General features: G+C 72.1%; 20 protein-coding genes. 12 read left to right on the top strand and 8 right to left on the bottom strand.

All coding sequences use genetic code 11. The annotated features are described in order from the left end of the window. Nucleotides 1–60 precede the first annotated feature (60 nt). The 4 genes from ACH4LD_RS22790 (at nt 61) to ACH4LD_RS22805 (ending at nt 2950) form a co-directional block, all read left to right on the top strand. Nucleotides 61–411: a DoxX family protein gene (locus ACH4LD_RS22790; protein ID WP_132782799.1), complete on the top strand. Its 351-nt coding sequence runs from the start codon at nt 61–63 to the stop codon at nt 409–411. 132 nt (nt 412–543) lie between these two features. Then, the gene (locus ACH4LD_RS22795; RefSeq protein WP_398058723.1) at nt 544–1029 is read left to right on the top strand and encodes a cupin domain-containing protein; all 486 of its coding nucleotides are present in this window, start codon (nt 544–546) and stop codon (nt 1027–1029) included. A 41-nt stretch (nt 1030–1070) separates the two neighbouring features. Beyond that, nucleotides 1071–2141 (top strand): methyltransferase, encoded by a 1071-nt coding sequence (locus ACH4LD_RS22800; protein ID WP_398058722.1) that lies wholly within the window; start codon nt 1071–1073, stop codon nt 2139–2141. Further along, nucleotides 2138–2950, top strand: coding sequence for an LLM class F420-dependent oxidoreductase (locus tag ACH4LD_RS22805; protein ID WP_398058721.1), 813 nt, complete (start codon nt 2138–2140; stop codon nt 2948–2950). Before ACH4LD_RS22800 ends, ACH4LD_RS22805 begins: the two co-directional genes overlap by 4 nt. A 76-nt stretch (nt 2951–3026) precedes the next feature. Here ACH4LD_RS22805 and ACH4LD_RS22810 read toward each other — a convergent pair whose 3' ends face one another. After that, nucleotides 3027–4082 carry an aldo/keto reductase gene (locus ACH4LD_RS22810; protein WP_398058720.1) on the bottom strand — a complete coding sequence of 352 codons (1056 nt, stop codon included), beginning with the start codon at nt 4080–4082 and terminating at the stop codon, nt 3027–3029. 255 nt (nt 4083–4337) lie between these two features. Between ACH4LD_RS22810 and ACH4LD_RS22815 the strand changes: the two genes are divergently transcribed. The 4 genes from ACH4LD_RS22815 (at nt 4338) to ACH4LD_RS22830 (ending at nt 7984) form a co-directional block, all read left to right on the top strand. Next, a complete protein-coding gene (locus tag ACH4LD_RS22815; protein WP_398106186.1) occupies nt 4338–4499 on the top strand; it encodes a DUF6059 family protein in 162 nt (53 codons plus the stop codon). A gap of 35 nt (nt 4500–4534) precedes the next feature. Further along, nucleotides 4535–6109 carry an acyl-CoA carboxylase subunit beta gene (locus tag ACH4LD_RS22820; RefSeq protein ID WP_398058718.1) on the top strand — a complete coding sequence of 525 codons (1575 nt, stop codon included), beginning with the start codon at nt 4535–4537 and terminating at the stop codon, nt 6107–6109. Between the two features lie 20 nt (nt 6110–6129). After that, complete coding sequence (locus tag ACH4LD_RS22825; RefSeq protein WP_398058717.1) at nt 6130–6456, top strand: acyl-CoA carboxylase epsilon subunit; 327 nt, start codon at nt 6130–6132, stop codon at nt 6454–6456. 541 nt (nt 6457–6997) lie between these two features. Continuing rightward, nucleotides 6998–7984, top strand: coding sequence for a carbohydrate kinase family protein (locus ACH4LD_RS22830; RefSeq protein WP_398058716.1), 987 nt, complete (start codon nt 6998–7000; stop codon nt 7982–7984). An 89-nt stretch (nt 7985–8073) separates the two neighbouring features. Here the strand turns inward: ACH4LD_RS22830 and ACH4LD_RS22835 are convergent, their stop codons facing one another. Both ACH4LD_RS22835 and ACH4LD_RS22840 read right to left on the bottom strand, forming a co-directional pair. Beyond that, nucleotides 8074–8781 (bottom strand): BTAD domain-containing putative transcriptional regulator, encoded by a 708-nt coding sequence (locus tag ACH4LD_RS22835; RefSeq protein WP_398058715.1) that lies wholly within the window; start codon nt 8779–8781, stop codon nt 8074–8076. Between the two features lie 398 nt (nt 8782–9179). Next, on the bottom strand, nt 9180–9590 hold the full coding sequence (locus tag ACH4LD_RS22840; protein WP_398058714.1) for a lipocalin-like domain-containing protein: 411 nt from the start codon (nt 9588–9590) through the stop codon (nt 9180–9182). A gap of 247 nt (nt 9591–9837) precedes the next feature. On the opposite strand from ACH4LD_RS22840, the gene ACH4LD_RS22845 reads away from it, so the two are divergent. The 3 genes from ACH4LD_RS22845 (at nt 9838) to ACH4LD_RS22855 (ending at nt 12602) form a co-directional block, all read left to right on the top strand. Next, nucleotides 9838–10719 (top strand): NAD(P)H-binding protein, encoded by an 882-nt coding sequence (locus tag ACH4LD_RS22845; RefSeq protein WP_398058713.1) that lies wholly within the window; start codon nt 9838–9840, stop codon nt 10717–10719. A 309-nt stretch (nt 10720–11028) separates the two neighbouring features. Next, the gene (locus ACH4LD_RS22850) at nt 11029–11850 is read left to right on the top strand and encodes an aromatase/cyclase (RefSeq protein ID WP_398058712.1); all 822 of its coding nucleotides are present in this window, start codon (nt 11029–11031) and stop codon (nt 11848–11850) included. Beyond that, on the top strand, nt 11847–12602 hold the full coding sequence (locus ACH4LD_RS22855) for a cyclase family protein (protein ID WP_398058711.1): 756 nt from the start codon (nt 11847–11849) through the stop codon (nt 12600–12602). The genes ACH4LD_RS22850 and ACH4LD_RS22855 overlap by 4 nt, the downstream gene beginning before the upstream one ends. Before the next feature lie 168 nt (nt 12603–12770). Here ACH4LD_RS22855 and ACH4LD_RS22860 read toward each other — a convergent pair whose 3' ends face one another. Then, nucleotides 12771–13244 (bottom strand): MerR family transcriptional regulator, encoded by a 474-nt coding sequence (locus tag ACH4LD_RS22860; RefSeq protein WP_132782786.1) that lies wholly within the window; start codon nt 13242–13244, stop codon nt 12771–12773. Nucleotides 13245–13569: 325 nt separating this feature from the next. Between ACH4LD_RS22860 and ACH4LD_RS22865 the strand changes: the two genes are divergently transcribed. Next, nucleotides 13570–15021 carry an MFS transporter gene (locus ACH4LD_RS22865; RefSeq protein ID WP_398053617.1) on the top strand — a complete coding sequence of 484 codons (1452 nt, stop codon included), beginning with the start codon at nt 13570–13572 and terminating at the stop codon, nt 15019–15021. Nucleotides 15022–15845: 824 nt separating this feature from the next. Here the strand turns inward: ACH4LD_RS22865 and ACH4LD_RS22870 are convergent. The 4 genes from ACH4LD_RS22870 to ACH4LD_RS22885 all read right to left on the bottom strand — a co-directional run bounded on the left by ACH4LD_RS22870 (nt 15846) and on the right by ACH4LD_RS22885 (nt 19175). After that, complete coding sequence (locus tag ACH4LD_RS22870) at nt 15846–16469, bottom strand: NADPH-dependent FMN reductase (RefSeq protein WP_398053618.1); 624 nt, start codon at nt 16467–16469, stop codon at nt 15846–15848. A gap of 44 nt (nt 16470–16513) precedes the next feature. Next, on the bottom strand, nt 16514–16945 hold the full coding sequence (locus tag ACH4LD_RS22875) for a group 1 truncated hemoglobin (RefSeq protein WP_398053619.1): 432 nt from the start codon (nt 16943–16945) through the stop codon (nt 16514–16516). Between the two features lie 103 nt (nt 16946–17048). Beyond that, nucleotides 17049–18008 (bottom strand): zinc-binding alcohol dehydrogenase family protein, encoded by a 960-nt coding sequence (locus ACH4LD_RS22880; RefSeq protein WP_398053620.1) that lies wholly within the window; start codon nt 18006–18008, stop codon nt 17049–17051. 168 nt (nt 18009–18176) lie between these two features. Beyond that, nucleotides 18177–19175, bottom strand: coding sequence for an isopenicillin N synthase family dioxygenase (locus ACH4LD_RS22885; RefSeq protein WP_398053621.1), 999 nt, complete (start codon nt 19173–19175; stop codon nt 18177–18179). Nucleotides 19176–19264 lie beyond the last annotated feature (89 nt).

Genomic DNA, 19264 nt, shown 5'->3' on the forward strand with positions numbered 1-19264 from the left:
GTCCGTCCCGACCCGGCACCCGATCCGCCCAGCCGTCCTCACCGCTGCCCTGGAGTGCTCATGTCCGCCGCCGCCACCACCGTCTCGGTCATGCTCGCCGCGGTGCTCCTCTTCACCTCCTACGCGACCTTCACCGGCAAGGAGGCCGTCCGCCGGGGCATCGTCGAGGTGGGTTTCCCGGCATCCCTCCTGTGGTTCCTGGGCCTGGCCCAGTGCGCCGGCGCCGTCGGCCTGATCGCGGGCCTGTACTGGTCGCCGCTGGCCATCGCCGCCGCCACGGGCCTCGTGCTGTACTTCCTCGGCGCCGTCGGGTCGCACCTCCGGGTCGGGCACCCGCGCCGCGCCGGACTGTCCGCCGCCATCCTGCTCGGCTCCGTCACGGCACTGTGCCTGGTGACGCTGAGCGCGTGAGGCCCGGTCCGAGCGGCCCCGCCGGTTAGCCAGGCTTGAGCCGGGATTTACGGCGGCCCCGGACCATCGACACGAGCGACGCCGGAACACAGGCGTCCGACCAGCGAAATCCCCGATGCTGATGAGGTCATCGTGCACATCTCGAAACCCTTCGTGCTGAAGCCGTCCGAGGCCCGGCCCGGGGCCCCCAGCCCCGAGGACGCGGCCGGCACCGCCTTCAGGACGGCCTTCAAGCTCATCGCCAGCGACACCGACGCCCGGTTCAGCCTCCTCGAATGGCACCTCGACCCCTGGCAGACCGGCCCGGGGCTGCACCAGCACAACTTCGACGAGGCCTTCTACGTGCTGGAGGGCCACGTGGTCTTCCAGGTGGGGGAGGAGCGCCACGTCCTCGGCCCGCGGCAGCTGGCCTGGATGCCCCGGAACACCCCGCACTCCTTCTCCAACGCCGGTGGCGAGCCCGCTGCCGGACTGACCGTGTCCACCCCCGGCGGCCTGGAGAACGTCTTCGCCGCCGCGTCGAGCGACCCCGACGTGCCCCGCCCCGCGTTCCGGTTCGAGGTGGAGCGGCTCGGACCCCCCGTCCGCGCCGAGGGCGCGCCCGAGCAGCCCGAGTGAACGGCACGACCGAGCCAACCCCAGCCGAAGGGATCACTGCAATGACCGCGGACCTCACGTTCGAGCGCTTTCGCGACTACATGGTGGGCCCGGCCAGGTTCATGAACCTGCTGAGCGTCTTCGAACTCGGCCTCATCGACGAACTCCGGGAACACGGCGCCCTGACCGCGGCCCAGCTCGGCGCCGCCGCCGGGACCCGCCCCGACGCCGTGGAACAACTGCTGCTCCTGCCGGTCAAGGAGGGCTTCGTCGCGCACGACGAGGCGTCGGGCCAGTACTCCCTCGACTCGCTCGCCCGCGTGGACCAGACGGACGTGCAGCGCCTGCTGACCCTGATGAACATGATCAAGGTGGTCATGCTCCGGCAGGTCTTCTACCTCACCGAGAGCGTGCAGACCGGCACGGTCGTCGGCCTGGAGAAGCTCTACGGATACCAGGGCAACCTGTACGGAGCCGTCGCCGAGCACAAGGACCTGCGCGAGTCGTGGGCGACGCTGATGGACAACGTCACCGAGTACATCGACACCTGGTTCTTCGCCAACGTCGACATCCCGGCCGGCTCCCAGGTGCTCGACGTCGCCGGCAACACCGGCCTGGGAGCCATCCTGACGTACCGTCGCAAGCAGTCGCCCGGACTGCACGTGACCACCTTCGACCTGCCCGAGAAGGAGAGCGAGTGCCTGGAGAACTTCCGGGCGCACGGCGTCGCCGAGCACTGCTCCTTCATCGGCGGTGACGTCTTCGAGTCCGTCCCCACGGGCTTCGACGTCGCTCTGGTCAAGCACTTCCTGGACATGTTCGACAAGGACCAGGTGTTCGAGATCCTGCGCGGGGTGCACGGGGCGCTGCCGGCCGGCGGGCAGATCCACATCCTGGTCCCGGTCTACCCGGAGGACGTCAAGGGCGACGACAACGTCGACATCGACTTCTTCCCCGCCTTCTTCCTCGGCTGCACCATGGGCCAGGGCGGCCCGCAGAAGATGTCCACCTACCGCGCCTGGCTGGAGGAGTGCGGCTTCGAGGTGACCCGGACCCTCACCCAGGACCGCGCCACGATGCCGCCCGGCACGTTCGTCGTCCACGGCATCCTGTCCGCCACCAAGACCGCATGACCCGTCCCGTCCGCGTCGCCGCCCACCTGTGGCCCGGCGGCGCCCCCGACTACGCGACCTGGCGCGCGGCGGTGCTGCGGGCCGAGGAGATGGGCGCCGACGCCGTCTTCGGCTACGACCACTTCCACAAGCCGTGGGTGCGCCGCGGCCCGGAGGGCATCGAGATCGACCCGGTGCAGCCCGATGTCACCAACTTCGAGGGCTGGACCTCGCTCGCGTCGTGGGCGGAGATCACCAGCCGGGTGGAGATCGGCCTGCTCGTCACCGGCATCGGTTACCGCAACCCCGACCTGCTCGCCGACATGGCCCGTACCGTCGACCACATCAGCGGCGGCCGGCTCGTCCTCGGCGTCGGCGCGGGCTGGTACGAGAAGGACTACACGGCCTACGGCTACGCCTACGGGACCCTCGGGTCCCGGATGGACCTGTTCACCGAGGGCGTCCGGCGCATCGAGCACCGGCTGGGGCACCTGACCCCGCCACCCCTGCGGAAGATCCCGCTCCTCATCGGCGGCGGAGGTGAACGCCGTACCCTGCCGGTCGTCGGGCGGTACGCCGACATCTGGCACTGCGGACTGGACCTGGAGACCTTCCGCCGCAAGAACGACCTCGTCAAGCAGCACGCCGCGGCGGCCGGCCGGGACGCCGACGCGATCGAGCGGGCCGCCAACTGGAGCGGCCCCGCCCAGGCCGACGCGCTGCGGGCCGAAGGCGTCACCCTCTTCGTCACGGAGGTCAAGCCGACGGACGCCGGGTACGACCTGTCGTTGCTGAAGGACATGGTGAGCTGGCGGGACTCCGTCACCTGAGCCCCCGGCCCCCGCTCAGGACAGCGGAGCGCCGCCGGCACCGGGCCGGCGGCGCTCCGCTGTCACCACACTGGTACTACCGGCGCAGATACGGGCCGAGCAGTGTCAGGTCGGCCGGGCCCAGCCGGTCGGAGGCGATCTTCGCCTGGTGCCAGTACGGGTACGGCAGCGGCGGGGCGCTCACCTCGTCCAGCCGCCCCAGCTCGGCAGGCTCCAGGACCAGGTCGGCGGCGCGCAGGTTCTGGTCGAGCTGCTCCTCGCTGCGCACACCGATCACCAGCGAGGTCACGGCCGGCCGGGACAGCAGCCAGGCGAGCGCCACCTGCGCCGGGGTCGCGTCCCGGTCCCGCGCGAGGGAGACCAGCGCGTCCACGACGGCGTACAGCCGGTCCTCGTCGCGCACCGGCGGCTCGTCCCAGCCGCTCAGGCGCCGGGAACCCGCGGGCGGCTCCACGCCCCGGCGGTACTTGCCGGACAGCAGCCCGCCGGCCAGCGGGCTCCACGCCAGGACGCCGAGGCCCTGGTCGACGGCGATCGGGAGCAGTTCGTACTCGGCTTCCCGGGCCTGGAGCGAGTAGTGGATCTGCTGGCTGACGAACCGCGCCGTGCCGGTCCGGTCGGAGACCCCGAGCGCCTTCATCAGGTGCCAGCCGGAGTAGTTGGAGCAGCCGACGTACCGGATCTTGCCGGCGCGCACCAGGGCGTCCAGGGCGGAGAGCGTCTCCTCCAGCGGGGTCAGGCCGTCCCACGCGTGCACCTGGTAGAGGTCGATGTGGTCGGTGCCCAGCCGGCGCAGGCTCGCCTCGCACGCCTGGATCAGGTGGTGGCGGGACAGGCCCGCGTCGTTGGGGCCGGTCCCGGTCGGCATGCGGGCCTTCGTGGCGATCAGCGCGCGGTCCAGGCGCCCCTTCATCGCCCGGCCGACGATCTCCTCCGACAGACCGCCGGAGTAGGAGTCGGCCGTGTCGATCAGGTTGACGCCCGCGTCCAGCGCGCGGTCGATCTGCCGGCTCGCCTCGGTGAGGTCGGCCCGGCCCACCTTCGCGAAAACACCGCGCCCGCCGAATGTCATCGTGCCCAGGGTCAGGACAGAAACCCGGAGACCGGAATTACCGAGCTGTCGATATTCCATGTCCGAGATGCTAGCCGTACGGCCGGTGGACGCATTAAAGCGCCGCTGCAGGACGGCAGTATTTTCACTGGAGCCATCCTCCAGAACCGCCGCTCACCTGCGCTTCCATCCCCGACAGACCGCTGAACCGCTTTCTGAGCCCTGCTCTAGCGGGACCCGTTAGCGTCGTTCCGTCGTTCCGTCGAAAAGGGGCCCGACGTGCTGCGCCCACTGAAATCCATTGCTCTCGCCTGTCTGCGCTCCGTCTGGGGGAATGTGGTGGCCTACGGAAAAATGTGGATCGCCGTTCCGGAGGTTTCCGAGGCCGGGCCCGCGGGCGCGGCGCCCGGGGAGCGCCATCCGGAACGGGTACGCCCCGACATCCCCCTGAGCCGGGCCGAGAGGGCCTGGGAACGCCAGATACGCGACACGGCCTGACGCCCGGGCGCGCGCCCGGGGAGAGAGGACGAGAGGTGGCACACGTGACGCCGGACGTCGGCAGCACGCGCGGCCGGGTGGCCGAACTGGGCCTCCTGCGCGCGGAGGCGGAGCGCGGTCCCAGTGACAAGGCGACCGAGGCGCAACGGGCCAAGGGGAAGCTGACGGCGCGTGAGCGCATCGGCCTGCTGCTGGACGAGGGCTCCTTCCACGAGGTGGAGCAGTTGCGCCGGCACCGGGCGACCGGGTTCGGACTGGAGGCGAAGCGTCCCTACACCGACGGGGTGATCACGGGGTGGGGGACGGTGCACGGCCGCACGGTGTTCGTGTACGCGCACGACTTCCGGATCTTCGGCGGTGCGCTGGGCGAGGCCCACGCGGCGAAGATCCACAAGATCATGGACATGGCCGTCGCGGCCGGTGCGCCACTGGTGTCGCTGAACGACGGTGCCGGGGCCCGCATCCAGGAGGGCGTGTCCGCGCTGGCCGGCTACGGAGGCATCTTCCGGCGGAACACCCGGGCGTCCGGCGTGATCCCGCAGATCTCGGTGATGCTGGGCCCGTGTGCGGGCGGGGCGGCGTACGCGCCGGCGCTGACGGACTTCGTGTTCATGGTCCGCGACACCGCGCAGATGTTCATCACCGGCCCCGACGTGGTGCAGGCCGTGACCGGGGAGCGGATCAGCCACAACGGACTGGGCGGTGCGGACGTGCACGCCCAGGTGTCGGGTGTGGCGCACTTCGTCCATGACGACGAGCCGACGTGCCTGGAGGAGGTGCGGTACCTGCTGTCGCTGCTGCCGGCCAACAACCGGGAGAACCCTCCGGCCGCGGACCCGGCGGACCCGGTGGACCGGCGCGCCGAGGCGCTGCTGGACCTGGTGCCCGCAGACGGCAACCGCTCCTACGACATGCGCCGGGTGATCGAGGAGATCGTCGACGAGGGGGAGTACCTGGAGGTCCACGAGCGATGGGCCACCAACATCATCTGCGCACTCGCCCGGCTCGGCGGGCAGGTGGTCGGGCTGGTCGCCAACCAGCCCGCTTCGCTGGCGGGCGTGCTGGACATCGAGGCGTCCGAGAAGGCGGCGCGATTCGTGCGGACGTGTGACGCCTTCAACGTTCCGATCATCACCCTGCTGGACGTTCCCGGGTTTCTGCCGGGGGTGGAGCAGGAGCACGGCGGGATCATCCGGCACGGCGCCAAGCTGCTCTACGCGTACTGTGACGCGACCGTGCCGCGCGTCTCGGTGGTCCTGCGCAAGGCGTACGGCGGCGCGTACATCGTGATGGACTCCCAGTCGATCGGCGCGGACCTGACCTTCGCGTGGCCGACCAACGAGATCGCGGTCATGGGCGCCGAGGGCGCGGCGAACGTGATCTTCCGGCGGCAGATCGCGGAGGCGGACGACCCGGAGGTGATGCGGGCCCGGCTGGTCAAGGAGTACAAGGCCGAGCTGATGCACCCCTACTACGCCGCCGAGCGCGGCCTGGTCGACGACGTGATCGACCCGGCGCGGACGCGTGCCGTGCTGGCGTCCGCGCTGGCCGCGCTCCGCACCAAACACGCGGACCTGCCCTCCCGCAAACACGGCAACCCGCCCCAGTGACCTCCTCCCAGGAAGCCGCCATGCCCTCCTCGCACACGTCCCAAGCACATGCGTCGTCCCCGTCGCCCGAGGGGCGGGAGGCGCCCGCGGACGCGGGACCCGGCACCGCCTCCGCGGTGGCCGAAGGGGGACCCCCCGCCCTCGCCCCCGCCGCCGGGCAGCCGCTGCTGCGCGTCGAGCGGGGCCACGCCGAGCCCGGCGAACTGGCCGCGGTCGTCGTGGCCCTGCTGGCCCTGGCCCACCCCGCCGGTGCCCGGCCGGTCGAGACCGTCGCGCTGCCGGCCGCCGCCCGGTGGAACCCCGTCCGGACGTTCGCCGCCCCCCACAGCTGGCAGACCGTCGTCTGACGCGCCGCGCACGCCCCCGGCCGCCCCGACGCGGTGCGAGGCGTCACCTGACACCCCGCCACCCCTCACCCGCCCGGCCGCGCACGCCCCCGACTGCCCCGCCACCGCTCACCTGCCCGGCCGCGCACGCCCACGACTGCCCCGCCACCGCTCACCTGCCCGGCCGCGCACGCCCCGACCGCCCCGACGCGGTGCGAAGCGTCTCCTGACGCCCCCACCGCTCACCCGTCCCCGAGACGCCCCGTGCCCCGCCGCCTGTTCACACCGGCCGGGTGCGCATCACCGGAGAGGCCGGTATCCGCCCCCATCCGGACAGCGACCGGAACGTGCTGCGACCCGTCCACGGAACGGACCGCGGCGTGCGGCCGCCACCTCGGCCGCGGACCGGCCGGCGGCGTCGTGGAACGCGCCGACCGCGTCGGCGCCCCGCGGGCCGCCGCCGGAGCCTGACCGGCCGCTCCACCGTCACCTCCCCGGACTCAACGAAGTTCCGGCCGGACGCCGGTGCCGCGGCCCGCCCCCTCACCGACAGGAGCATCCCGTGCGGATCGCCGTAGCAGGGTCCATCGCGACCGACCACCTCATGACCTTCCCCGGCCGTTTCCCCGACCAGTTGCTCGCCGACCGGCTGGACAAGGTCTCGCTCTCCTTCCTCGCCGACCGGTTGGAGGTACGGCGCGGCGGCGTGGGCGCGAACATCGCCTACGGCCTGGCCCGGCTGGGGCTGACCCCGCTGCTCGTGGGCGCCGCGGGCACCGACTTCGCCGAGTACGGCGCCTGGCTGCGGGCGGCCGGGGTGGACACCACGCCGGTGCGGCTCAGCGCCGCGCTGCACACCGCGCGTTTCATCTGCACCACCGACGCCGACCAGAACCAGATCGCCACGTTCTACGCCGGCGCCATGGCCGAAGCCCGCCACATCGACCTCGCCGCCGTCGCCGGGCGGGCAGCCCCTGGCCTGGACGTGGTGCTCGTCGGTGCGGACGACCCCGAGGCGATGCTCCGTCACACCCGCACCGCGCACCGCCTGGGCGTCGCCGTCGCGGCCGACCCCTCGCAGCAGCTCGCCCGGCTGGACCGGGAGCAGGTCCGCCGGCTGGTCGACGGTGCCTGGCTGCTGTTCACCAACGAGTACGAGGCCGCGCTGCTGCGGGAGCGCACCGGCTGGACCGAGCGGGAGGTCCTGGAGCGGGTCGGGCGGTGGGTGGTGACGCTCGGCGCGGGCGGGGTGTCCGTCGCCCGCAGCGGACGGCGCCCGACGGCCGTTGCCGCGGTCCCCGTCCGGCGGATCGCCGACCCGACCGGGGCCGGTGACGCCTTCCGGGCCGGCTTCCTGGCCGGGCTCGCCTGGCAGTGGCCGCAGGAGCGGGCCGCCCGCCTCGGCTGTGCGGTCGCCGCGGTCGTCCTGGAGTCGACGGGCACCCAGGAGTACGAGCTGGTGGCCGCCGACCTGATCGGCCGGGTCGAAGCCGCCTACGGTACTGCCGAGGCGCGCGCGATCGGGCCCCGTCTGACCGGCGTCCGCTGATCGCACCGGCCCCCGGGGCGGGCACGCGAACTGCCGTCTCCCGGTGATGCCCCCGGGGAGACGGCAGACGCGACGTGCTGTGCCGTCCGCTATGTGCTGACCAGGATCTCGTGCTGGAGCCTCCTCGCCTCCGGCGAGGGTTTCAGGCCGAGTTCGGCGTCGAGCACGCAGCGCAGATCGCGGTAGACGGTCAGCGCGTCCCCCCGGCGGCCCGACCGGTGTAACGCCTCCATGAGTTTGATGTAGAACGCCTCGTGCAGGCGGTGGGTGGCGACCAGCGACCGGAGTTCACCGACGATCTCCCGGTGCCGGTTGTTCGCCAGGTCGGCCTCGATCCGCAGCGACACCGCCTCCAGCCTGAGTTCCTCCAGGAGGACGGAGAGGCCGTACAGCGCCGGTCCGGAGGTGATGTCGGCGGGTATCGTGCCGCGGTACAGGTTCAGGGCCTCGCGGAGCAGTTCCGCGGCCCGGGTGGGCTGCTTGCGGCGCAGCTCGTTCCTGCTGCGCTCCAGGAGGCTCTGGAACTGGAAGACGTCGACGTGGTCGGTCGGCATGGCCAGCATGTACCCGTCGGGCCGGGTGACCAGCAGCTCCGCGCCGCGGGCGGAGTGGAAGTTCTTGTCGAAGAGCTTGCGAAGCTGGTGGACGTACGTCTGCACGATCGTCTTGACCGTGTTGGGCGGACCGTCGGGCCACAGCTCGTCGATCACGCGCTCCACGCTCACCGTCGAGCCGGCGTTGACGGCCAGGAGTGCGAGGACCTGCCGGAGCTTGGTCGCGGTGATTCTGACGGGCAAGCGGGTGTCGTCGGTTCCCAGGGCGTGGCTCACTTCAAGCGGGCCGAGCAGATTGACCCATATCAGCTCCCCGAGCACTGTGGATTTCCCCCTAGACCTCGGCGTACGTACGGTCGTCCATTTCGGTGTTATGGCCGACCGGCCAAACGCAAAATACGGAACGGACACGAACCGAGAATTCTGATCCACCATTGAATTCATCAACGGCTGACTGCTCGCTCAAGTATTCGTTTTCGGCTGGAGCCTAGGACCGTCTGAGCAGCCGTGTCAACGAGCGTTCCATGCCGCCGTCGCGGACTCTGTAAAGATTTTGAAATACAACCGGGGTTGTCGCCTACCCCTGGAATGGTGTTTGCATTCCCATGGCTTCGCAAAGAGTTGGTCGACGGGGGTGGGGGTCAGACGCGTCGCCAGTCCATCACCACATAGGCGTGCGGACCCCCGAGACGGCGCTGCAACCGCAGCACGCCGTCGTGCAGGAGGGCCTCCCTGACCTGCTCGGTGTTCACCACCCGCCGGTGCGACCCGATGACCACGTCGTGGACGACCGCGTCGCCGCGCAGCCGCCAGCGCCCTGAATACCCGAGATAGTCGTCGGCGGAGCCGAGGTAGGTCGCCGGTGGCACACCGTCGATTCCGGCCAGTGGCTCGTTCCGCATCAGGCTGGCCGCCATGTACCCATCCGCGTGATAAATCAGCAGTCCGTCCGCTTCGTTGCCCAGCGGGCCTTCGCTCGCGGAGCCGTCGTCTTCCAGGTAGAAGTGGGACACCAGTCGCCAGACTCCTATGAGATCCTTTTCGGACAGCATGCGTGCTCCCTGCACCTGGACGAGCCCGACGCCCGCACCGGGAAACACGGCTGGTGCGCCGGGCTGTCAATCCGAATCCCGGCCCCTGACCGACCGGGGCGATCAAGCCACACTGGCGCGATGGGCTAAAAAACCACTCAAAGAGCGTTAATCACGTGTGCGGTGACGTTATTACAGTGGGACGGAATTCCGACCGCGGGTGGCACGGTACGCCTCCACATCACCGGCAGCCACCGAGGAGCACCGCATGATCGTCGTCACCACACCCACCGGAAATCTCGGGAGCCAGGTCCTCGCCGCCCTCCTCGGGGCCGGCGCACGCGTCCGCGTGATCGTCCGCGACCCCTCCCGCCTTCCGGCCCTCGTCCGGGCCCGCGTCGAGGTGGTGGCCGGCTCGCACGGCGACCCCGCCGTCGTCGACCGGGCGTTCGCCTCCGCCGACACCGTCTTCTGGGTGGTGCCGCCCGACCCGCGGGCCGAGAGCGTCGAGTCCGCCTTCACCGGCTTCACCCGCCCCGCCTGCGACGCCCTGATCCGCCATGGGGTCCGGCGGGTGGTCGGCATCTCCGCGCTGGGGCGCGGCTTCCCCGGGAAGGCGGGCCTCGCCACCGCCTCCCTGGCCATGGACGACCTCATCGCCGGCACCGGCGTCGGCTACCGTGCGCTGACCATGCCCGCGTTCATGGAGAACCTGCTCGCCCAGGCCCCGCTGATCAGGGCGGAGGGCAGGTTCTTCTCGCTGATCGACGGCGACCGCATCCTGCCCACCGTCGCCTCCCGCGACATCGCGGCCGTCGCCGTCCGGCTGCTGCTCGACCGCACCTGGACCGGCCGGGACGAGGTGCCCGTCCTCGGCCCGCGGGACCTGTCCTTCCACGACATCGCCCGCATCATGTCCCAGGTCCTCGGCAGGCCCGTGCGCTACCAGCGCCTGGCGCCGGAGGAGTTCAAGGCGGCCATGCTCGCGGGCGGGATGTCCGACGCCATGGCGCAGGGCATGGTCGACATGCTGCTCGCCAAGGACGAGGGCCTCGACACCGTCGAGCCGCGCACCGCGCGGTCCGCCACGCCCACCGGTTTCCGGAGCTGGTGCGAGGAGGTTCTGGCCCCCGCCGTGCGGGCCGGCTGACCGGCTCCGCCGGCGTGCAGAGCCGGTTGAGGATTCCTCTAGGCCCGCTGCCTAGCGTCGTTCCCCATGAGGGACGCCGCCCCGCGGCCCGCGGTCGGACGGAGGCGGCGGAGGGCGTCCCCCTTCCGGCGGTGCCGGCCCGGCCACGGCCGGCCACCGCTTCCTTCGTGCCGCGGGACGCCGGTGGGCGCCGGGCCGCGGCTCACGTGATCGCGGGGGGCCGGCCGTCCGGCCGGGGCACGACACCCCGTTCCGCCGGTCCACCGCCTTCAGCGCGCCCGCCGTGCAGCCCACTACCCGGAGGACAGCATGATCGTGCACACCCTCATCTACCGGTTCCCGCCGGAGGCCGACACGGACGGCATCCGGCAGTTCTTCGACGGGCTGCGCGATCTCGCGACCGGCTCCGGCCTGGTCACGGGCTTCGGCTGGAAGCCGCACGTCCTGCTGCCCGTCGACGAGAAGAGCAAGGGGATGACCGCGACCCACATCGCGCAGTTCTCCTGCGCCGACGTGGCGACCCTGAAGGAGTTCTCCGAGCGGCCCGCCGTGCACGAGTTCATCGGGAAATGGCGCGGAAAGCTCAACTACGAGGCCGCGTACGCGAACCACGAGCAGATGCTGCCGTCGAGCATCGGAAACGGACCTTCCATGTTCCACACCGAGCACACCGTGACCGTCGAGGCGCACGCGGACGTCGTCTACGCCGTGCTGGCGGACATCGAGCGCTACTCCGAGCTGTTCCCGCCCACCGAGTCCTCCACCATGCTGGAGGAGACCGACACTTACCAGATCGCCAGGCTGGTGGTCGACGTCAGCGGGCAGCGGCAGAGCTGGGTGACCCGCCGCGACCTCGACCGCGAGCGCCGCACCATCGCCTACCGGCAGTTGGAGAACGCCCCGATGATCGAGTTCATGGGCGGTGAGTGGCGCGCCCTGCCGCTGGACGAGAACCGCACCCAGCTCGTCATCACGCACGACTTCGCCGCCCGCCCCACCGACGCCGTGCCCAGCCAGGAGGAGGCGTCCCGGCTGCTGCGGGCCGCCGTCGACCGCAACAGCCACGCCGACCTCGACGCGGTCCGCAAGGAGGCCGAGCGGCGCGCCCAGTCCGTCGGAGCGCCCGCGTGAGCAGGCGCCTGATCGACCTGAGCGTGCCGGTGCTGGACGGCCCCAGCGAGGCGACACCGGTCGAGGTGGACCTCATCGACCACGCCTCCGCGCCGGCCGCCCTCGGCCTGACCCCCGAGGACTTCCCCGAGGGCGAGGCGATCACGAACGAGACCGTCACGCTGACCACGCACACCGGCACCCACATGGACGCGCCGCTGCACTACGGGGTCACCAGCGGGGGACGTCCGGCCGCGGCCATCGACGAGGTTCCGCTGGACTGGTGCTACGCGCCGGGGGTCCGGCTCGACCTGCGGCACGTCCCGCCCGGCGCCGGCATCACGGCCGCCGACGTCCAGGACGCGCTCGCGAAGATCCCGCACGAACTCCGCCCCGGGGACATCGTGTTGATCTGGACCGGTGCCGACCGGCTGTGGGGCACCGACGCCTACCGGGCCCACCACCCCGGTATGACACGGGAGTCCACGGCCTGGCTGGTCGAGCGCGGGGTCAAGGTGATCGGCATCGACAGCTGGGGCTTCGACCGGCCCTTCGGTGCCATGATCGGCGACTACCGGGAGACCGGGGACAACGCCTTCCTCTGGCCGGCCCACCTGTACGGACGTGAACACGCGTACTGCCAGCTCGAAAAGCTCGCGCACCTGGACGAGCTGCCCGCGGCCACCGGGTTCACCGTGGCCTGCTTCCCCGTCAAGCTCACCGGGCTCGGCGCGGGATGGACACGGGTGGTCGCGATCGTAGAGGAGCGGTGAGCCGCACCGGACACGGGAGCGGGGGGGGGGGCCGGCCCGCCCCCCCCCCCCCCCCCGGGGGGGGGGGGGCGGGGGGGGGGGCCCCCCCCGCCCCCGGGGGGGGGGGGGGGGCCCGGCCCGGGCCCCCGCCCCGCTCTTTCGGTGTACGGCGGGCGGTGCGGGACCTCCTCAGCCGGCCCGGGTCTCCGGGAGCGGCACCCACAGCTGGTCGGCGTCACCGGCGGCGAGCCGGCCCCGGTAGACGTCGATCTTGTGGTCGAGGAGCGCCAGGTTCTCCTGCAACTCCGTTATCTTCGCGGCGACTTCGGCGCGGTGTGCCTCCATGAGGGCCAGGCGCTCCTCCTCGTTGCCGTACCCGGCGGCGACGAGTTCGGCGTACCGCCGGATGGTCTTGATGGGCATCCCGGTCGCCCGGAGCTTGGTGCACAGGGTGATCCAGGTCAGGTCCCGCTGGTGGTAGCGGCGCCGACCGCCGGGCGTTCGGTCGACGTCGGTGATGACCAGACCGACACGCTCGTAGTAGCGCAGCGTGTGGACACTGACGCCGGTGCGGCGCGCGGCCTCGGCGATGGTCAGACCTGGGTCGGGCTCGGCCTGCGGGCGAACGGACTGTGATCGCGTGAGCGGCTTGATTTCGAGCACGCTCTAAATTGTACCGTCGGGGACATGAGCGCTTCAACGCGGCCGGAGGCCGTCCCGGGAAGGCCCGGAGCGGGGCTGCGAGCAGGGGCGGACTGACAGCGCCCGGGTTCGGTGTCCCGCGGCAGCACCCGCTCCGGCGGGCCCGCCGTCCCTGCGAAGTGTCCAGGAAATCCCGGCGGTACGGCAGTTCCGCCGGCCTGACCGTCGTGCCGGTGCGTCATCGGACCGGGTTCATCCCCCGTCCCCGTCCGACGCGCACCGGCACGGCCCTTGACCCACGTCACCCGCGCTGGTCTGCGGTGGCCTCCGAGTGGATTGGACCCACATGACCGAACTCAGTCCCCAGCGACGGTCGTTGGTGCTGGCTATCTGCTGCGCCAGCATGATCGTCGTCGTCATGGACATCTCCATCGTCAACGTCGCGCTGCCGAACATCCGTGACGACCTGAACGCCTCGGTGTCCAGCCTCCAGTGGACGGTCGACGCGTACACCCTGGTGCTGGCGAGCTTCCTGCTGCTGGCCGGTTCCACCGCCGACCGGATCGGCCGCAAGCGCGTCTTCCTGCTCGGTCTCGCCGCGTTCGGGCTCGGCTCGCTCCTGTGCGGCCTGGCGCCGGGCATCGGCTGGCTCATCGGTGCCCGCGCGGTGCAGGCCGTCGGCGGCACCATGCTCAACCCGGTGGCGATGGCGATCATCGCCACCACCTTCCCGGAGCCCAAGGAACGGGCCAAGGCCATCGGCGTGTTCGGCTCGATGTCCGGCCTGTCGCTCGCACTGGGCCCGATCCTCGGCGGCGCCCTGGTCGACGCGTTCGACTGGCGCTCCATCTTCTGGATCAACGTGCCGATCGTGGCGGTCGCGATCGTGATGACCGCCCTGTACGTCCCCGAGTCCCGCGCCCCGCGGGCCCGCCGCCCCGACCCCGTCGGGCAGCTCCTGGTGATCCTCATGCTGGGGAGCCTGGTCTACGCGATCATCGAGTCGAACAAGCTGGGCTGGGGCTCGCCGACCATCGTCGCGCTGCTCGCCGTCACCGTGGTCGCCGCGCTCGCCACGGTCGGCTACGAACTGCGTCGCGCGGACCCGCTGCTGGAGCTCCGGCTCTTCCGCAGCGTGCCCTTCAGCTCGGCGATCCTCATGGCCTTCGGGGCCCTGTGCGCCTTCGGCGCGTTCCTCTTCGTCACCACCCTGTACCTCCAGGAGATCCGCGGCATGTCGGCGCTCAAGGCCGGGCTGTGCGTGCTGCCGGTCGGCCTGCTGATCGTGCTGCTCTCCCCGCGCACCGGCAAGTACGTCGGCGCGCACGGCCCCAGGCTGCCCCTGCTGGTGTCCGGGACCGCGCTGGCGGCCGGCGGCGCCGTGTCGCTGTTCATCGGGCCGTCCACCCCGCTGGCGGCCCTGCTCGCGATCTACCTGCTGATCGGCGTCTTCCAGGGCACCATCAACCCGCCGATCACCAACACCGCCGTCTCCGGCATGCCCCGGTCCATGGCGGGCGTGGCCACCTCCCTCGCCTCCGCCGGCCGGCAGACCGGCACCACCCTGGGCGTCGCCATCGCGGGCACGATCGTGGGCAGCTCGGTGGCCCACGGCGGCACCGCGTACACCCACGCCGAACACAGCGTCTGGTGGCTGCTGGTCGGCCTCGGCCTCGGCATCGTCGCCCTGGCGCTGCTCAGCACCGGCACCTGGGCCAAGGAGACCGCCGCCCGGGCGGCGGCCCTCTTCGAGGAGGTGGACCGGGGCGCGGCTCCCCAGCCGGCGGGCCGCCGCTGACCACCCGCGCGAGGAACCGGGCGGGGAGGCACGCGGTGCACGAACCCGGCACCGCGCGCCTCCCCGGCGGTGCGTTTCGAAAACGGTGCCGCGGTGCCTGTGGCAGGGGAGCCGGTCAGTAGGAGCGGGCGCCGGCCGGAGGGGCGGGCGCCGGCCGGAGGGGCGGGCGTGGGCCGGAGGAGCGAGCGTCGTCCGGAGGGGCGGGCACGATCGGAGGAGGGCGAAGGCCGGAGGGGCGGGCGCGGTCCGAGGGGCGGGCGTGGGGAGGAGGAGGGCGAAGGCCGGAGGAGCGGGCGCCGGTCGGAGGGGCGGGCGCGGCCGAGGAGGGCGAAGGCCGGAGGAGCGAGCGCCGGCCAGAGGGGCGGACGCGGCCGGAGGAGCGAGCGTTGCCCGGAGGGGCGGGCGTGGGCCGGAGGAGCGAGCGTCGCCCGGAGGGGCGGGCGCCGGGGCACGCGGCGCTGGACGACAGCGCCGCCGCGCCACCGTGCCGGGCGGCCATGCATCGCCGGCCCGCCCCGGAAGAGGGCCCACGCCGGCGGCGGTTCGGTGGCGGGGCGCCGTCCTGCCCGGAGCGCCGTGCGCGAACCACGCTCGTCCCCGTCCGCCCGTCCGCCCGTCCGCCCGTCCGCCCGTCCGCCCGTCCGTCCGCCGGTCCGACCCTTCGCCCGGACGGTTCCATGCCACCGGCCCCCGCACCGCGTGGCGGACGCCAGCGGTACGGGGGCCGGTCGGGGTGCCGGTGCTTGCCCGCGGCGGACGGCGGCAGGGCTGCGGGGCCGCGGAGCGGCGCGAGCCCGCGGAACCCGTCGGCGGCCCGCGCGCGGTCAACCGCCCTGGGGGGAAGGGCCGTCGCCGGGCCCGGTGGTGGGGGATCCGGCGCCCTCGGACCTCAGCCGCAGGGGGCGCAGCGCAGCTTCCACGCGCAGCAGTTCGTCCAGCATGGCGGCCGCCGCCTGCTCCATCTCCGTGGTGCCCCGGAACTGCCCGTCCGCGATGTACCGCGGGTGCCAGGGGATGTGGACCCCTTCGAACACCGGCAGCATCCGCAGCGTCGTCACGACCTGCTTGAGCTGCTGCACCGCCCGGGTGCCGGCGGCCACTCCGCCGTACGAGACGAACCCGACCGGCTTGTGGTGCCACTCCTGGTGGAGGTAGTCGATCGCGTTCTTGACGGTGGCCGGGTAGCCGAAGTTGTACTCCGGGGTGACGAAGACGACCGCGTCCGCCGCCTCCACGGTCGCGCTCCATTCCTTGGTGTGCCGCTGGGTGTACTGCCGGAGCCGGGGGATGTTCGGTTCGTCGAGGAGCGGCAGGTCGAGCTCCGCGAGGTCCGCCACGGTCGTGTCGAACCCACCGTGGGCCCGGGTCCGCTCGGCGAACCACCGGGTGATGGGAAGTCCGGCCCGGCCGGGGCGGGTCGAGCCGACGACGATCATCAGGCTGGGCATGGACCCCCGATCCTCCTGCCGGAGCGGCACGGCCCTGTCGCGCGTCACGCGCTGAGCGGGGAAGCGGCCGGCGATTTGCCGTGCGAGGCAGTCAGCACGTCGTGCCGGTAGCTCTCGATGATGTCCAGGTATTCCTTGGCCTCCTGCTGCGGCACCCCGCAGTAGCTCAGCGTGGCGGCTATCTCCAGGGCCACGATGTCGAAGTCCTCTTCCGTCGCGACCATGTCGGCGTGGGCTTCCCGCATATCACGCCCCGGATAGCACTTCGGCCCGCCGGTCTCCTGAATGGACCACGCCGTCACCATGAACTTGAACCCCGCCCGGGAATTCGTCTCGTGCAGTTTCTGCACATACGGATTCCGGTTGGCGGAGACATTGTCGTAGAGCCTGTCCGTGAGGACGTCCATCACCGCGGCGATACCCATGGTCCCGCCCAGGCGCTCGTAGAGGGAGGGGGTCCGTGCTGACTCCGTCATGAATCTTCTCCTCACATGATCCGTCGCTGGCACCACACTTCACCCGCCTGCTCAAAATCCGCTCAAGCACCCGGCAACGGCGGAGCGGGCCGGTAGGCGGGGGTCAGGGCACGAGTACGGTCCGGCGGCCCCGCTGGTCGAGATCCCAGACGTCCCGCACCCGGGCGAGCGGGACCCGGCTGATCTCCAGGCGCAGTTCGCCGCCGGCCAGCAGGTCCAGCACCCGGCCGAGTTCGCGGGCCAGCACCTCGGCGGGGGGAGCGTTGCCCGTACCGCTGCCGACGATCTCCAGCCCGCTGCTGCGCAGCACCTCGGCGGGCAGGCTGAGCGTGGGCGCGGCCATCACACCGATCTGGACGAGGCGGGTGCGGGAGAACCGCAGCTCCATGTCGGCGGAGCCGAGCGTGCTGATGAAGACCTCGGTGGGGTGCCCCCACAGGTAGTCGAGCACCACGCCGTAGTCCGTGCCGCCGGCGGCCTCGCGCAGTGCGCCGCGCAGCGCGTCGTCGGGCTGGTCGAGCCGGACGACGGCGTCCGCGCCCAGCGTGGGCAGCCCGGCCAGCACCCGCGGATTGCGTCCTGCGGCCACCACCCGGCCCGCGCCGAGGTGCTTGGCGATCTGCACCGCGAGCTGTCCGGCCACACCGGTCGCACCCAGCACCAGCACGGACTCGCCCGGCCGCAGCTTCGCCCGCCACTCCAGCGCGTTCCACGCCGACACCCCGGGATTCTGCACCGCCGCCGCCAACGCGTCCTCCACGGCGTCGGGAATGGGCGAGCACCAGGCGCGCCGGGTCACCGCCCGTTCGGCCATGGTGCCGCCCGACGACCGGAACAGGACCCGGCTGCCGTCCTCCAGACGGCCGGCGGCCAGGGAGGCGCCGCACACCGCCGGCAGAGTGGTGGGCGACGAGAAGTGCGTGCCCGCGGCCCGGGCCCGGTCCAGGTTGGTCAGTGGGCAGGCCGTCACCCGGACGACCTCCTCGCCCTCCGCCGCCCGCGGTTCCGGCACCTCCTCGCAGCGCGGTGGTTCTCCCACCGCGTGCAGCACCGCCGCCCTCATGGCCGCTCCCGCCCGTCCTGCGAGGACCTGCTGCTCGACATCGTGAACCCTTCCGGACGCCTACAGGGTGCGCTCCGGATCACGGTGCCGCTCCGCGCTAGAGGGACGCTCTACGCACTCGCCAGCGGGACGCCGTACGCACACGGACCGGAACGGCGCGGTACGTGGTCAGCCGACCATCGCCGCCAGCCGTTCCCGGTACCACTCGCCCGGCGTCGTGGCGGTGCGGAACCGTGTCTCGGTGGTGGCGTCGGAGAAGGGGAAGAGCGGTTCGACCGGGGCGTCGTGGCGGGGCATGTGGAAGAACGGGATGCTGATCCGCGCCCCGGTGTGCCCCTCGGCGGGATTGCGCACCCGGTGCAGCGTCGACACCCACCGCCCGGCGGTCCAGAACGCCATCAGGTCACCGATGTTGACGACGAAGCCGCCCTCGGTGAAGGGCACCTCGCGCCAGCCGCGCCGCCTCTGCTCGATCTCCAGCCCGCCGGTCCCGTCCTGGTGGAGGATCGTCAGCGTCCCCCAGTCCGTGTGGGCGCTTTTGCGCAACTGCCCGGGCAGCGGCGGCTCGGTCAGCGGATAGTAGTAGTTCGCCGCGAGCGTCGACATGCCGTCGTCGATCTTGTCGTCGAAGAAGTGCCGGTCCAGGCCCAGGGCGAGGGCGAACAGGCGGATCACGTCCGTCGCGAGCCGCTCCATGGCCGCCATGTACGCGTGCCACACCGCCCGGAACTCCGGGGGCGTCCCGGGCCAGCGGTTCACGGCTCCCCACGGCGACGCCGTGTTCCCGTCCGGGGCCCGCGACTCCACGGGGAGGTCGCCCCGGACACCGGCGATGAAGACCTCGTTCAGGTCCGGGGGCGCGTTGTTCCCCAGGCTCTTCGCGGCGCTGCCGGCGTCGGCGTACAGGCCGTGCGTGCCCGGCGAGACGGCCACCTCGGCCTTCTCCCCGGCGGGCCGTTCGAAGAACGCGCCGGAGACGGCGTACATGCGGTCGATCAGATCCTGGTCCACACCGTGGCCGACGAGGGTGAAGAACCCGGACGTCTCGCAGGCGCCGGTGATCGCCTGGGCGACGAGCAATTCCCCGGCCTTGGTCCGGGTGGCGGACAGATCGATGACCGGCACGTATCCGTCCACCGGTAAGAAGCGATCGGCTGATCGGGACAATGCTGCTCCTTCTGCGAATGACGAGCCCGTGGCCGGCGCTCGCGGAACGGAACGGCCCGGGCCGCGCGGAGGACCGCCGTCGTATTCCC

Origin of the sequence: Streptomyces sp. NPDC017676, assembly GCF_044329325.1 — a bacterium.
Taxonomy (GTDB): Bacteria; Actinomycetota; Actinomycetes; order Streptomycetales; family Streptomycetaceae; genus Streptomyces.

Excerpts from the sequence above, each read along its gene's own strand:
- ACH4LD_RS22790 (WP_132782799.1), top strand. The coding sequence starts at position 61 with ATGTCCGCCGCCGCCACCACCGTCTCGGTCATGCTCGCCGCGGTGCTC.
- ACH4LD_RS22800 (WP_398058722.1), top strand. The coding sequence starts at position 1,071 with ATGACCGCGGACCTCACGTTCGAGCGCTTTCGCGACTACATGGTGGGC.
- ACH4LD_RS22805 (WP_398058721.1), top strand. The coding sequence starts at position 2,138 with ATGACCCGTCCCGTCCGCGTCGCCGCCCACCTGTGGCCCGGCGGCGCC.
- ACH4LD_RS22810 (WP_398058720.1), bottom strand. The coding sequence starts at position 4,082 with ATGGAATATCGACAGCTCGGTAATTCCGGTCTCCGGGTTTCTGTCCTG.
- ACH4LD_RS22825 (WP_398058717.1), top strand. The coding sequence starts at position 6,130 with ATGCCCTCCTCGCACACGTCCCAAGCACATGCGTCGTCCCCGTCGCCC.
- ACH4LD_RS22840 (WP_398058714.1), bottom strand. The coding sequence starts at position 9,590 with ATGCTGTCCGAAAAGGATCTCATAGGAGTCTGGCGACTGGTGTCCCAC.
- ACH4LD_RS22845 (WP_398058713.1), top strand. The coding sequence starts at position 9,838 with ATGATCGTCGTCACCACACCCACCGGAAATCTCGGGAGCCAGGTCCTC.
- ACH4LD_RS22850 (WP_398058712.1), top strand. The coding sequence starts at position 11,029 with ATGATCGTGCACACCCTCATCTACCGGTTCCCGCCGGAGGCCGACACG.
- ACH4LD_RS22865 (WP_398053617.1), top strand. The coding sequence starts at position 13,570 with ATGACCGAACTCAGTCCCCAGCGACGGTCGTTGGTGCTGGCTATCTGC.
- ACH4LD_RS22870 (WP_398053618.1), bottom strand. The coding sequence starts at position 16,469 with ATGCCCAGCCTGATGATCGTCGTCGGCTCGACCCGCCCCGGCCGGGCC.
- ACH4LD_RS22875 (WP_398053619.1), bottom strand. The coding sequence starts at position 16,945 with ATGACGGAGTCAGCACGGACCCCCTCCCTCTACGAGCGCCTGGGCGGG.
- ACH4LD_RS22880 (WP_398053620.1), bottom strand. The coding sequence starts at position 18,008 with ATGAGGGCGGCGGTGCTGCACGCGGTGGGAGAACCACCGCGCTGCGAG.